11 protein-coding genes and 1 riboswitch are annotated in these 13,327 nt (G+C 72.0%); of the genes, 6 read left to right on the top strand and 5 right to left on the bottom strand.

What is annotated here, in order from left to right; genetic code table 11:
* Positions 1-21: 21 nt before the first annotated feature.
* The 6 genes from frr (at position 22) to QOM21_RS10780 (ending at position 7,286) form a co-directional block, all read left to right on the top strand.
* A complete protein-coding gene (frr, locus tag QOM21_RS10805; RefSeq protein WP_393895633.1) occupies positions 22-579 on the top strand; it encodes a ribosome recycling factor in 558 nt (185 codons plus the stop codon).
* A complete protein-coding gene (locus tag QOM21_RS10800) occupies positions 579-1,754 on the top strand; it encodes a phosphatidate cytidylyltransferase (protein ID WP_407549696.1) in 1,176 nt (391 codons plus the stop codon). Before frr ends, QOM21_RS10800 begins: the two co-directional genes overlap by 1 nt.
* A gap of 280 nt (positions 1,755-2,034) precedes the next feature.
* Positions 2,035-3,141, top strand: coding sequence for a 23S rRNA (adenine(2503)-C(2))-methyltransferase RlmN (gene rlmN, locus QOM21_RS10795; RefSeq protein WP_407549694.1), 1,107 nt, complete (start codon positions 2,035-2,037; stop codon positions 3,139-3,141).
* Positions 3,142-3,174: 33 nt separating this feature from the next.
* A riboswitch (TPP riboswitch) is annotated at positions 3,175-3,295 on the top strand.
* A 104-nt stretch (positions 3,296-3,399) separates the two neighbouring features.
* Positions 3,400-4,479, top strand: coding sequence for a thiamine ABC transporter substrate binding subunit (locus QOM21_RS10790; RefSeq protein ID WP_407549692.1), 1,080 nt, complete (start codon positions 3,400-3,402; stop codon positions 4,477-4,479).
* Positions 4,455-6,215, top strand: coding sequence for an ABC transporter permease (locus tag QOM21_RS10785; protein WP_407555628.1), 1,761 nt, complete (start codon positions 4,455-4,457; stop codon positions 6,213-6,215). Before QOM21_RS10790 ends, QOM21_RS10785 begins: the two co-directional genes overlap by 25 nt.
* Positions 6,216-7,286 carry an ABC transporter ATP-binding protein gene (locus QOM21_RS10780; RefSeq protein ID WP_407549689.1) on the top strand — a complete coding sequence of 357 codons (1,071 nt, stop codon included), beginning with the start codon at positions 6,216-6,218 and terminating at the stop codon, positions 7,284-7,286.
* Between the two features lie 67 nt (positions 7,287-7,353).
* Here the strand turns inward: QOM21_RS10780 and QOM21_RS10775 are convergent, their stop codons facing one another.
* The 5 genes from QOM21_RS10775 to QOM21_RS10755 all read right to left on the bottom strand — a co-directional run bounded on the left by QOM21_RS10775 (position 7,354) and on the right by QOM21_RS10755 (position 13,325).
* On the bottom strand, positions 7,354-8,406 hold the full coding sequence (locus tag QOM21_RS10775) for a hypothetical protein (RefSeq protein ID WP_407549687.1): 1,053 nt from the start codon (positions 8,404-8,406) through the stop codon (positions 7,354-7,356).
* Positions 8,407-8,572: 166 nt separating this feature from the next.
* Positions 8,573-9,724, bottom strand: coding sequence for an LOG family protein (locus QOM21_RS10770; protein ID WP_407549686.1), 1,152 nt, complete (start codon positions 9,722-9,724; stop codon positions 8,573-8,575).
* 138 nt (positions 9,725-9,862) lie between these two features.
* Positions 9,863-11,026: a hypothetical protein gene (locus QOM21_RS10765; RefSeq protein ID WP_407549684.1), complete on the bottom strand. Its 1,164-nt coding sequence runs from the start codon at positions 11,024-11,026 to the stop codon at positions 9,863-9,865.
* Complete coding sequence (locus QOM21_RS10760) at positions 11,008-11,748, bottom strand: ABC transporter ATP-binding protein (RefSeq protein WP_407549681.1); 741 nt, start codon at positions 11,746-11,748, stop codon at positions 11,008-11,010. Before QOM21_RS10760 ends, QOM21_RS10765 begins: the two co-directional genes overlap by 19 nt.
* Before the next feature lie 215 nt (positions 11,749-11,963).
* Entirely contained in the window at positions 11,964-13,325 is a 1,362-nt protein-coding gene (locus QOM21_RS10755; RefSeq protein ID WP_393895622.1) for an aspartate aminotransferase family protein, read from the bottom strand.
* Between the last annotated feature and the right edge of the window lie 2 nt (positions 13,326-13,327).

Genomic DNA, 13,327 nt, shown 5'->3' with positions numbered 1-13,327 from the left:
CGATATGACCAGGAGCAAGTGGTGATCGAAGAGATCCTCCTCGAGGCCGAGGAGAAGATGGAGAAGGCCGTCGTGGTCGCCAAGGAGGACTTCGCCGCGATTCGCACCGGGCGTGCGCACCCGGCGATGTTCAACAAGATCGTGGCGGACTACTACGGCGCCATGACGCCGATCAACCAGCTGGCGTCGTTCTCGGTGCCCGAGCCGCGGATGGCCGTGGTGACCCCGTTCGACAAGAGCGCGATGCGCAACATCGAGCAGGCCATTCGCGACTCCGACCTCGGCGTCAACCCGAGCAACGACGGCAACATCATCCGTGTGACGTTCCCCGAACTCACCGAGGAGCGTCGCCGGGAGTACATCAAGGTCGCCAAGACCAAGGGCGAGGACGCGAAGATCTCGATTCGCAGCGTGCGCCGCAAGGCCAAGGAAACCCTCGACAAGCTCGTCAAGGACAAGGAGTCCGGCGAGGACGAGGTGCGCCGCGCGGAGAAGGAGCTCGACGACACCACCGCGAAGTACGTCGCGCAGGTGGACGAGCTGCTCAAGCACAAGGAATCCGAGCTCCTCGAGGTCTGATGAACGAGTCATCCTGGGGGGCCCCGCCCGGCGCCGGTCGCTGGGGACCACCCGATCAGGGCCCGGCCGCCGCACTGCGCGGCGCCGCGCCCCCCGCCCCGGCGGGTCCCGTGCACGACGCGGGCGACGCGGCGCAGACTCGGCCCATGCCCATCGTGCCCGACGCAGGCGGACACCAGGACGACGACCGGGACCCCCGGGACATCCGGGACGACCGGGATCACCGGGACGACCGGGGGGCTGCTCGGCTGAGCGGCCCCCTGTTCCGCGACGAAAAGCCGCAGGAGCCCATGCCCACCTCTTTCCCCGGTTCTCCCGGGCCCGAGAGCTCGCAGGACCGAGAGAAGCCGCAGAAGAAGAGCGCGGGCCGCAATCTGCGCGCCGCGATAGGAGTCGGTGTCGGCCTCGGCGTGGTCATCGCCGCCTCCCTCTTCGTCTACAAGCCCCTGTTCATCGGCGTGATAGCGATCGCCGTGGTCGTGGGCCTGTGGGAGCTGACCTCGCGGCTGGCGGAGCGCAAGGACATCCGCGTACCGCTGGTGCCGCTCGCGATCGGCGGCACCGCCATGGTGATCGCCGGGTATGTGCGGGGCGCCGAGGGCGCGTGGGTGGCGATGTCGCTCACCGCGCTGGCCGTCCTGGTCTGGCGGATGACGGACGCGCCCGAGAACTACCTGCGGGACGTCACCGCCGGGATCTTCGCGGCGTTCTACGTCCCGTTCCTCGCGACGTTCGTGGCCCTGATGCTCGCCGCCGAGGACGACGGCCCGCAGCGGGTGCTGACGTTCCTGCTGCTGACGGTCGTCAGCGACACCGGCGCGTACGCGGTCGGCTGGCGCTTCGGCAAGACCAAGCTCGCGCCGCGCATCAGCCCCGGCAAGACCCGCGAGGGACTCCTCGGCGCGGTGGCCTTCGCGATGGTCGCCGGCGCGCTGTGCATGGAGTTCCTGATCCAGGACGGTGCCTGGTGGCAGGGCCTGCTGCTCGGCCTCGCGGTCGCGGCCAGCGCCACCCTCGGCGATCTCGGCGAGTCCATGATCAAGCGCGATCTCGGGATCAAGGACATGGGCACCCTGCTGCCGGGCCACGGCGGCATCATGGACCGCCTCGACTCCTTGCTGCCGACCGCCCCGGTCGTCTGGCTCCTGTTCGTCATCTTCGTGGGCGCCGGCTGACGGGGACGGGCAGGACAACCGGCACGCGGCAGGAAGCGGCTGGAGAGCAGCTTTATGGGAAACCGCCCGGGCGATAGCGCCCGGGCGGTTTCTCGTTGTCCGGGGCGCGGTGGTGCTTCCGGGGGCTTGCCCATGGCGTGCCGGCTGCCCGTGGTCCTGCCCGGGGCCGACCTGGCGCCGCTGTCCGATGAGGCCCGAGGTGGTCACGGCGCCCGGGGTGACGGCCCCCACTCCGCCGGGGACCGGGGCGGTGCGGGCGATCTGCCACACTGGACGGACCATGCCTGCACCCGGAGAACTCACCTTTGTCGCGCCGCGCGGGGCCAAGAAGCCCCCGCGGCACCTTGCCGATCTTGAACCTGCCGAGCGCCGTGAGGCGGTCGCCGCGATCGGTGAGAAGCCCTTTCGTGCCAAGCAGCTGTCGCAGCACTACTTCGCCCGCTACGCGCACGACCCGGCGCAGTGGACCGACATTCCGGCGGCGGCGCGCGAGAAGCTGGCGGCGGAGCTGCTGCCGGACCTGATGAACGTGGTGCGGCACATCTCGTGCGACGACGACACCACCCGCAAGACGCTGTGGAAGCTGCACGACGGCACGCTCGTCGAGTCCGTGCTGATGCGCTACCCGGACCGGGTCACCATGTGCATCTCCTCGCAGGCCGGCTGCGGCATGAACTGCCCGTTCTGCGCCACCGGCCAGGCCGGGCTGGACCGCAACCTCTCGACGGCCGAGATCGTGCACCAGATCGTCGACGGGATGCGGGCGCTGCGCGACGGCGAGGTGCCCGGCGGCCCGGCGCGGCTCTCCAACATCGTCTTCATGGGCATGGGCGAGCCGCTGGCCAACTACAAGCGGGTGGTCGGCGCCATCCGGCGTCTGACGGACCCCGAGCCGGACGGCCTGGGGCTGTCCCAGCGCGGCATCACCGTCTCCACCGTCGGCCTGGTGCCGGCGATGCTGCGGTTCGCCGACGAGGGGTTCAAGTGCCGGCTCGCGGTGTCGCTGCACGCCCCGGACGACGAGCTGCGGGACGAACTGGTGCCCGTCAACACCCGCTGGAAGGTCCGCGAGGTGCTGGACGCGGCCTGGGAGTACGCGGAGAAGTCCGGGCGGCGCATCTCCATCGAGTACGCGCTGATCCGGGACATCAACGACCAGGCGTGGCGCGGTGACCTGCTGGGACGGCTGCTCAAGGGCAAGCGCGTCCATGTCAACCTGATCCCGCTGAACCCGACGCCCGGCTCGAAGTGGACCGCCTCGCGGCCCGAGGACGAGCGGGCCTTCGTGCAGGCCATCGAGGCGCACGGCGTCCCGGTGACCGTGCGGGACACCCGCGGCCAGGAGATCGACGGGGCCTGCGGGCAGCTCGCGGCCTCGGAACGCTGACCGCTCGCTGGTACCGTGTGATCGAACAAATGCACATTCCGACAGGGGAGCGCCACAGCGCTGAGAGTGCGGACGCGTCGTAGTCATACGGTGCCCGCAGACCCTTGAACCTCGCCCGGGTCATTCCGGGTAGGAAGTTCGGTCGTCACTCATGCTGTTGCGCCCCGCCCCGGTCGCTGCCCGGTACGTCCTTCGACGCCCCCGGCGGTGGACCCCGGGCGGGGCCGCGTCTCTTCCTGGCCAGCCAGGAGGAAATCAGTGAGCACCACCAGCAAGGTCATCGCGACCGCCCTCGCCGCCGCGGTCGGTATGAGCGCCCTCGCCGCATGCGGCGGCTCCGGCGGTGGGAGCGACACGGACGCCAAGACCGTGACGCTCGTCAGCCACGACTCCTTCAACGTGTCGAAGTCGGTGCTCGCCGACTTCGAGAAGAAGAGCGGCTACAAGGTCAAGATGCTCAAGGGCGGCGATGCCGGCAAGGCCGTCAACCAGGCGATCCTGTCCAAGGGCAACCCGCAGGGCGATGTGTTCTTCGGCATCGACAACACCCTGCTCTCCCGCGGCCTGGACGAGGGCATCTTCAGCCCGTACAAGGCCAAGGGCCTGGACAGCGTCCCGGGCGAGCTCCAGCTCGACAAGGCCGAGCACCGCGTCACCCCCCTCGACTACGGCGACACCTGCGTCAACTACGACCGCGCCTGGTTCGAGAAGCACAAGATCGCGCCGCCGAAGAGCTTCGACGACCTGATCAAGCCCGAGTACAAGGGGCTGCTGCTGACGGAGAACGCCGCGACGTCCTCGCCGGGCCTCGCCTTCCAGCTCGGCACCATCGCGAAGTACGGCGCCGACGGCTGGCAGGACTACTGGAAGAAGCTCAAGGCCAACGGCGTCGAGGTCGTCGACGGCTGGGAGCAGGCGTACTACGAGCGGTTCACGGGCTCCGCCGCCGCCAAGGGCAAGGGCGACAAGCCGCTGGTGGTCTCCTACGCGTCCAGCCCGCCGGCCGAGGTCCTCGACAAGAAGCCGCAGCCCGAGCAGGCGCCCACCGGCGTCGCGACCGGCACCTGCTTCCGCCAGATCGAGTTCGGCGGCCTGCTCAAGGGCGCGCGGAACGAGAAGGGCGGCAAGGCGCTGCTGGACTTCCTGCTGAGCAAGCAGTTCCAGGAGGACGTGCCGCTGCAGATGTTCGTCAACCCGGCCCGCGAGGACGCCGAGCTGCCCGAGGTGTTCACCAAGTACGGCGCGACGATCGACAAGCCGGCGACGCTCGCCCCCGAGAACATCACCGAGAACCGCGAACAGTGGATCAAGCAGTGGTCCTCGCTCGTTCTGAAGTAGCCCACGGCCGCCGCGGGAACACCGCGCGGGGAACGGCGGTGCGGCTCGGCCTGATGGCCCTGCCGCTCGCCTTCTTCGCGCTGTTCTTCGCCTACCCCGTCGTCTCGATCGTCGGGCGGGGGCTGAAGGACGGCGGGCAGTGGCAGCTCTCCCGGATCGGTGAGGTGATCGGCGACCCGGACCTGCTGCACGTCCTGTGGTTCACCGTCTGGCAGGCGGCCGCCTCCACCGCGCTGACGCTGCTGATCGCGCTGCCCGGCGCGTATGTCTTCGCGCGCTTCGACTTCCCCGGCAAACAGCTGCTGCGGGCCGTCGTGATGGTGCCGTTCGTGCTGCCGACCGTCGTCGTCGGCTCGGCGTTCCTCGCGCTGGTCGGGCGGGGCGGCCTGCTGGACGACCTGTGGGGCGTACGGCTGGACACCTCGGTGTGGGCGATCCTGCTGGCGCATGTCTTCTTCAACTACGCGGTGGTCGTACGGACCGTCGGCGGCCTGTGGGGGCAGCTCGACCCCCGTCAGGAAGAGGCCGCCCGGGTGCTGGGCGCCGGACGGTTCGCGGCCTGGCGGCGGGTGACGCTGCCCGCGCTGGGACCGGCCGTCGCGGCCGCCGCCCTGATGGTCTTCCTCTTCACCTTCACCTCCTTCGGGGTGGTGCAGATCCTGGGCGGCCCCACCTTCTCGACGCTGGAGGTCGAGATCTACCGGCAGACCGCCGACTTCCTGGACCTGCCGACCGCGGCGGTCCTGACCCTGCTCCAGTTCGCCGCGGTCCTCGGCCTGCTGGCGCTGCACGCCTGGACGGTGCGCCGCCGGGAGTCCGCCCTGCGGCTCGTCGACGCGTCGCAGACCGCGCGGCGGCCGCGCGGCGCCGGGCAGTGGGCGCTGCTGTGGAGCACGCTCACCGTCATCGCCGTGCTGCTCATCGCTCCGCTGCTGGTGCTCGCGGAGCGCTCGTTCGCCGGTCCGGACGGCTACAGCACGGTCTTCTACGCGACGCTTCGCTCGGCCGCGACCGCCGACAGCACCTTCGCCGTCGCCCCTCTCGAAGCGCTGTGGAACTCCCTCGGCTACGCGGCCGTCGCGACGCTGATCGCGCTGGTGATCGGCGGTCTGGCGGCCGCCGCCCTGACCCTCCCCGCCTCGCGCCGCCGCGCCGCGGGCAAGGCCCCCGCGGCAGGCCGGCTCGTCCGCGGGTTCGACGCGCTGCTGATGCTGCCGCTCGGGGTCTCGGCGGTGACCGTCGGCTTCGGCTTCCTGATCACGCTCGACCGGCCACCGCTGGACCTGCGCTCCTCGTGGTGGCTGGTGCCGCTCGCCCAGGCACTGGTCGGGGTGCCGTTCGTGGTCCGGACGATGCTGCCCGTGCTGCGGGCGGTGGACGGCCGGCTGCGGGAGGCCGCCGCGGTGCTCGGCGCCTCACCCTGGCGGGTGTGGCGCGAGGTGGACCTGCCGATGGTGCGGCGGGCGCTGCTGATCGCCGCCGGCTTCGCCTTCGCCGTGTCGCTCGGCGAGTTCGGGGCCACCGTCTTCATCGCGCGGCCCGACCAGCCGACCCTGCCGGTGGCCGTCGCACGGCTGCTGGGGCGGGCCGGCGAGCAGAACTACGGGCAGGCGATGGCCCTGTCGACCGTCTTGATGGTGGTGTGCGCCGGGGCCCTGCTGGCCCTGGAGCGCCTCCGCCTCCGGCCCCGCACGGGCACGGCCGGGGGAACCGCCGACCACACCGGGGAGTTCTAGATGACCGCACAGGACCTGACCGCCGGTCAGGAGTTGCTGCGACTGGGCGGCGTGACCGTCCGGTTCGACAACCCCGGTGGACGGCCCGCACTGGACGCGGTGGACCTGGATGTCGTCGCGCACGAGATCGTGTGCGTCCTGGGGCCGAGCGGCAGCGGGAAGTCCACTCTGCTGCGGGTCGTCGCCGGACTCCAACAGGCCCACGCGGGGCGGGTGTTGCTGGAGGGGCGGGACCAGGCGGGAGTGCCCACGCACCGGCGCGGGGTCGGCATGATGTTCCAGGACCACCAGCTCTTCCCGCAGCGCGACGTCGCGGGCAATGTCGCCTTCGGGCTGCGGATGCGGCGTGCCTCGCGCGCCGACCAGGAGCGTACGGTCGCCGAACTGCTCGAACTCGTCGGCCTGCCCGGCGCCCAGCGGCGCGCCGTGGCGTCACTGTCCGGCGGCGAACAGCAGCGCGTCGCCCTGGCCCGCGCGCTCGCCCCGCGTCCCCGGCTGCTGATGCTCGACGAGCCGCTCGGGCAGCTCGACCGCGGGCTGCGTGAGCGGCTGGTCGTCGAACTGCGGCGCCTCTTCCAGGAGTTGGGGACGACCGTGCTGGCCGTCACGCACGACCAGGGCGAGGCGTTCGCGCTCGCCGACCGGGTCGTGGTGATGCAGGACGGGCGCATCGCGCAGACCGGCACCCCGCTGGAGGTCTGGCAGCGGCCCGCCACCGCCTTCGTCGCCCGCTTCCTCGGCTTCGACAACGTGGTCGACGCGACCGTGCAGGGCGAGGCCGCCGCCACCCCCTGGGGCAAGGTGCCGGTTCCCGACGGCACCCCGGACGGACCGTGCCGCCTTCTCGTCCGCCCGGCCGGGGTGCGGCTGACCCCCGCCGAGGAGGGCCTGCCCTGCACGGTCACCGCCCGGACGTTCCGCGGCACCCATGTCGCCCTGCTGCTCCAGCCGGCCGGCGGGCCCGCGCTGGAGGCGGCCTGCGCCCTCAGGGACGCGCCGGAGAGCGGGGAGCGGGTGGGCGTTGCCTTCGCCGCGGAGGACGTCGTGATCCTGGACGCCTCGGCGGAGTAGGGAGGGGCGCGAGCCGGTTCGGGTCCGGGCCGAGTGTGGGCCTCCGAGGCGGTCCTGGCGTCGATCCCTACGCGGAGCCGGTCCGGTCGCCGGCCAAGGAGTGAGCGGGCCGGCCGTCCTGCCCGGGCCCGGCCTCCGCGCCGTCCCCGGCTCCCGCCGCCCGTGCGGGGCTGCCGTCCTGCGGCGAACCGCCCGCACCCGCCAGCGCGGCCCGCCCCGCCGCCTCGTCCCCGGTCGGCGAGCCCGCGTCGGCCTCCGGCTCCCCGAACCAGGCGACCGCGACGGCGCCGGCCACCGCCACCACGAAGCCGAGGACGGCGACCCAGGCGAAGCCCGGGCGGGACGCGTCCCCCAGCCACAGCACGCCCAGAATGCCGGGCACCACGGTCTCGCCGACGACCAGCGCGGCCGTGGCGCCGTTCACCGAACCGATCTGCAGGGCGACGGTGTGCAGGTACATGCCGCCGATGCCCGCGACGAGGATCGCGTACAGGGCCGGGTCCGCGAGGAGCGAGGAGAGCCGGAACGGATCCACGCCGTTCAGCACCCGGACGCCGACGCCGAGCGCGCCGAAGCCCAGGCCGGAGAGGAGGCCGGCGAGGATCGCGGCCCGGCTGCCGAGCAGACGCACCAGCAGCGTGCCGCCGCCGATGAGCACGACGGAGGCGGCCAGCAGCCACCAGTGGGTGGCGAGCGAGGTGTCGCCGCCGCCCTCGGACCCCGCGGCCGTGGCGAGCAGCACCAGCGCGGAGCAGACCACCGCGATGGAGGTCCACTCCGCCCGGCTGAGCCTGATGCCGAGGAGCTTGATGCCGAGCACCGCCGTGATCACCAGATTGGCGCTGATCACGGTCTGGGACAGGAACAGCGGCAGCAGCCGGGCGGCCAGTGCCCCGAGCGCGAAGCCGAGGAAGTCCAGCACCGTGCCCACCATGAATTCCCAGGTCACGGCCGCTTTCGCGGTGGACGAGAGGCTGGGGCCGCCGTGCTGCGTGACGCCGCTGCCGGACGCGGCAGCCGCCTCCTGGCGGGCTGACCGCCGCGACCCCACCGCCTGCAGGACCGAACCCGTGCCGTAGCAGGCGGACGCCGCCACGGCCGTCAGAAGGCCGATGATCACCAAGAACTCCGTTCGCGCGCTGCCCGCAGGTCCACTGCCTGCACGACCTTTTCCGCACCTGGTCAGGCAGACGTGCAATACGGGACGTGCGTTGCCTCCGCGGGCAAAAGATCGGCCGGACGGGTGAGGTGGCCGGGCCGCGAGCCTCCGGCCGCGGCCGGGGCGGTCAGGAAACCGCCGCCGTCAGCTTCGCCAACGCCTCCGGCGCCTCGTCCACGGAGTCCACCAGCGCGATCCGGGACTCCATCGGGCGCCCCTTGGCGAGCGCCTGGAGCAACGGCCAGGTGGGCAGCCGCTCGGTCCAGTGCTCGCGGTCGACCAGCACCATCGGGGTCGGCTCACCCCGGGAACCGTAGAAGTTGGGGGTGGCGTTGTCGAAGATCTCCTGCACGGTGCCGGCGGCGCCCGGCAGGAACACCACACCGGCGTTGGAATGCGCCAGCAGCCCGTCCTCGCGCACCGCGTTGACGAAGTACTTCGCGATGTGCGACGCGAAGGCGTTCGGCGGCTCGTGGCCGTAGAACCAGGTGGGGATGCCGATCGAGGTGCCCCCGCCCGGCCGGCTCCGGCGGACCGCGAAGGCGGCTCGCGCCCAGTCGGTGACCGAGGGTGTGAAGTGCGGGACCGTGCCCAGCAGTTCCAGCGCCGAGTCGAGCATGCCGTCCTCGAAGGGAGCGGCGTACGCACCGAGGTTCGCGGCCTCCATCGCGCCGGGGCCGCCGCCCGTCGCCACCGTCAGGCCGCCCCGGGAGAGCTCGCGGGCCAGGCGGGCCGCGCCGGCGTAGGCGGCGGAGTCCCGCTCCAGCGCGTGGCCGCCCATGATGCCCACCACGCGGGCACCGGCGAGCTGTTCCTGGAGGGCGTCGGAGATGGCGTCGTCGTGGACGCTGCGCAGCATCGAGGCGAAGACGTCGCCGTCGGACCTGGTCCGCCGGTACCAGTCGTAGGCGCGGGCGTCGGGAGTGGCCTCGTACCCCTCATCGGCAAGGCCCTCGAAGAGCTCGTCCGCGCCGTAGAGCGTGCCGCGGTAGGGATCGAAGGGCAGGCCGGGTATGGGTGGGAAGACCAGGGCGCCGCCGGCGCGCACCTTCGCGGCGGCGTCCGGTTCCATGACGCAGCCGAGGAACACCGCGTCGCCGGTGTCCGTGCTCAGCAGCGCGAAGCCACGGTCCGTCAGATCCAGTGACTGGACGCGGTATCCGGCGAGACTTCCCGAGGCGACGACCCGGTCGAACTCCGCGAGGGACTCGATCTCGATGTCGTGGTCGTGGGCATGACGGGGCGCGGGAGACTCTGGATTCGAGGACACGCCCGTCATCGTAGGCGGGCGGTGATCGCGCCCGGGGTGGCGGCCCATGGGACGGAGGCCGCCGCTACGACGCCGGGGCCGGCATCCGTCCGACGGGCCGCCGCCGCGCCGCGGTCCGCCTCGGCCGGGCCCTTGGCGAGGCCCGGCTCAGTGGACCAGCGGAAGCGTGGCGGTTTCGGCGACGACCCAGGTCAGCGGGCCGAGCACGATCACCAGAGCCGAAGTGCGCAGTGCCGCGGCGCGGTAGAGCACGGAGGCCGGGGCGCCGAGCCGGCGCAGGGCGGCCGTGGTGTGCGCGCGGGCGGCGCGGGACTCGACCGCGGCGGTGAGCGCGCTGACCGTTGCGCAGGCGAGGACGACGACCGCGCCGATGCCGGTCAGCGGCCCGAAGGGTGAGGTCGGGGAGGCCTCGTACACCTTCGCCGCGGCGTACGTGCCGGAGGCGACGGCGCACACCACGCCCAGGGGGCGACCGATGCGCTGCGACTCCTGCTGGAGCACCCGGCCGGACAGCAGACGCAGGCTGCCGGGCCGGCCCGAGCACAGCATCCGGCCGCAGACGTGCACCAGACCGGGACCCGACAGCACCAGGCCGCAGGCCGACAGCGCCCAGCCGGCCAGCACGCCCGGGGGGCTGCCGATCAGCCGGCCGGGGAGCGGCAGCAGCCCGCCGGGCGGGATGGCGCCGCGGCTGGCGTACGCCTCGATCGCCAGGCCCGCCGCCGTCAGCGCGATGCCCCACGGGAGCGCGGTCGGGGTGTCCACCCGGGGGCGGTGATCGCCGTGGCGGGGGTCGCCGCCGGCGCGGGGGCGGAGCGAGAAGGCGGTCGCGCCGGCCGCGGTCAGCGGAACGAGCGCCAGCAGCATCAGCGCCCCGAGGAAGGGCACCGGGTGGCCGGCGCCCAGCAGGTCGGCGTCGAGGGCGGTGGTCGGCGAACCGCCGAGGTCGCCGCGGAGCCGGAAGAAGACGACCAGCGACACCAGGACGCCGAGCAGGCAGGTGAGCGCGGTCGCGGACGCGGCGATCAGGGTGAGCCGGAACGGCCCGAGCCCGGCGGCGGCCATGCCGCGCTGGAGGCGGGCGGCAGGGTCCGAGCGGGCCACCGACACCGCGAGCTGCGCGGTGGCGGCCAGCGGGGCGGCGCACCACAGCAGCCGTACCAGCGAGTCGCCGGCGGTCGTCGGATGGCCCGCGGCGTGGCCGACGGTGGCCAGCAGGAGGAAGCCCGTACCGGCCGCGGCGGCGGCCACCAGGAGGCGGCGCAGCTGGACGAGCGGGCGGGAGCCGCGCGCTAGACGGAGAGCGAGCACGCTGCCCTGCTTTCCTCGTCGGAGGAGCCGGTGGCGGCCGGGGACTCGTCCGCCCGGTGGCCGTCGAGGAGTGCGAAGGACCGGTCGGCGAGGGTGGCCGTCTCGGGGTCGTGCGTCGCCAGCAGGACGGTGATCTGGTGCGAGCGGGCGGCGGTGGTGAGGGTGCGCAGGACCTGGGTGCCGTCCGACTGGTGCAGCGGGGCGGTCGGCTCGTCGGCGAACAGCACGTGGGGCGTGGTGCTCAGCGCGCGGGCGATGGCGACGCGCTGGCGTTGTGACTGGTCGAGCTGGGAGGGGCGGCGGCGGGCGCACATGCCGACGTCGAGGCGGTCCAGCCATTCGAGGGCGGCGTGCTTGGCGCTGCGGTGGCCGGCCCCGCGGAGCAGCAGCGGCAGGGCGGCGTTCTCCCACGCGGTGAGCTCGGGGACGAGATGCGGTTCGGTGTCGATCCAGCCGAACCGGTCCAGGCGGAGCCGTTCGCGGCTGAGCGAGGAGAGCGAGTGGATGGGGGAGCCGTTGAACCACACCTCGCCCTCGGCGGGGCGGAGTTGACCGGAGAGGCACTTCAGGAGAGTGGTCTTGCCGCATCCGCGTGGTCCGGTCACGGCGAGGATCTCGCCCTCACCCACGCCGAGGGAGACTCCGGCGAGGGCGGTGGTGCCGCGGTAGCCGTGGTGCAGGCCGCGGGCCCAGAGAACGTCGTTGTCAGGCGGGGCCACCATCTGCGCACCTCTTGCTTGTTCGCGTCGACTCGTTCCCCTGTCCGGGTGAACGACCATGGAGGGTATCGGTCACTGGCACGGTAAGTAGTGGTGACCCCTCGCAATCGTCCCTGGGCACGCAGAACGGCTCGAATTCACTCGTATGGCTTTAATTGAGTGAATCCGAGCCGTGCTTATTCAGTTGTGCGCTATCGAACCGTGCGCCGGCGCGACGGTCAGAGCTTGGTCCACGCCTCGGTGAGCACCGTGCGCAGGATCTGCTCGATCTCGTCGAAGACCGACTGGTCGGCGATCAGCGGCGGGGCGAGCTGGATCACCGGGTCGCCACGGTCGTCGGCGCGGCAGTACAGACCGTTGTCGTACAGCGCCTTGGAGAGGAAGCCGTACAGGACGCGCTCGGTCTCCTCGTCCGTGAAGGACTCCTTGGTGACCTTGTCCTTGACGAGCTCGATGCCGTAGAAGAAGCCGTTGCCGCGGACGTCGCCGACGATCGGCAGGTCGTGCAGCTTCTCCAGGGTGGCCTTGAAGGCGCCCTCGTTGTCGAGGACGTGCTTGTTGAGGCCCTCGCGCTCGAAGATGTCGAGGTTGGCGACACCGACCGCCGCGGAGACCGGGTGGCCACCGAAGGTGTAGCCGTGCAGGAAGGTGTTGTCACCCTTGTAGAACGGCTCGGCCAGGCGGTCGGAGACGATGCAGGCACCGATCGGGGAGTAGCCCGAGGTCATGCCCTTGGCGCAGGTGATCATGTCGGGCACGTAGCCGAACTTGTCACAGGCGAAGGTCGTGCCGAGGCGGCCGAAGGCGCAGATCGTCTCGTCGGAGACGAGGAGCACGTCGTACTCGTCGCAGATCTCGCGGACCCGCTGGAAGTAGCCGGGCGGCGGCGGGAAGCAGCCACCGGCGTTCTGTACCGGCTCCAGGAAGACGGCCGCCACGGTCTCGGGGCCCTCGAAGAGGATCTGCTGCTCGATCTGGTCGGCGGCCCAGCGGCCGAAGGCCTCGGGGTCGTCGCCGTGGATCGGGGCGCGGTAGATGTTGGTGTTCGGCACCTTGTGCGCGCCGGGGACCAGCGGCTCGAAGGGGGCCTTCAGGGCCGGCAGACCGGTGATGGACAGGGCGCCCTGCGGGGTGCCGTGGTAGGCCACCGCGCGGGAGATCACCTTGTGCTTCATCGGCTTGCCGGTGAGCTTGAAGTACTGCTTGGCCAGCTTCCAGGCGGTCTCGACGGCCTCGCCGCCACCGGTGGTGAAGAAGACCTTGTTCAGGTCGCCGGGGGCCTCGTTGGCCAGGCGCTCGGCGAGCTCGACGGCCTTGGGGTGCGCGTAGGACCAGATGGGGAAGAAGGCCAGTTCCTGCGCCTGCTTGTAGGCGGTCTCGGCGAGCTCCACCCGTCCGTGGCCGGCGTTGACCACGAAGAGGCCGGCAAGGCCGTCGATGTAGCGCTTGCCCTTGTCGTCGTAGATGTTGGTGCCCTCGCCGCGCACGATCGTGGGCACGGGGGCATTCTCGTACGACGACATGCGGGTGAAGTGCATCCACAGGTGGTCGTATGCCGTCTTGGAGAGGTCGGCGCTCATGT

The sequence above is a fragment of the Streptomyces sp. Pv4-95 genome (assembly GCF_045782725.1).
In the GTDB taxonomy this organism is placed as follows: domain Bacteria; phylum Actinomycetota; class Actinomycetes; order Streptomycetales; family Streptomycetaceae; genus Streptomyces.
Note: the sequence above shows the minus strand (reverse complement) of the source record. Positions and strands in the feature narration are given on the sequence as shown.

What these genes read in the sequence shown, in the direction of transcription:
- QOM21_RS10800 (WP_407549696.1), top strand. Translation starts at nt 579, where the DNA reads ATGAACGAGTCATCCTGGGGGGCCCCGCCCGGCGCCGGTCGCTGGGGA.
- rlmN (WP_407549694.1), top strand. Translation starts at nt 2,035, where the DNA reads ATGCCTGCACCCGGAGAACTCACCTTTGTCGCGCCGCGCGGGGCCAAG.
- QOM21_RS10780 (WP_407549689.1), top strand. Translation starts at nt 6,216, where the DNA reads ATGACCGCACAGGACCTGACCGCCGGTCAGGAGTTGCTGCGACTGGGC.
- QOM21_RS10770 (WP_407549686.1), bottom strand. Translation starts at nt 9,724, where the DNA reads ATGACGGGCGTGTCCTCGAATCCAGAGTCTCCCGCGCCCCGTCATGCC.
- QOM21_RS10760 (WP_407549681.1), bottom strand. Translation starts at nt 11,748, where the DNA reads ATGGTGGCCCCGCCTGACAACGACGTTCTCTGGGCCCGCGGCCTGCAC.
- QOM21_RS10755 (WP_393895622.1), bottom strand. Translation starts at nt 13,325, where the DNA reads ATGAGCGCCGACCTCTCCAAGACGGCATACGACCACCTGTGGATGCAC.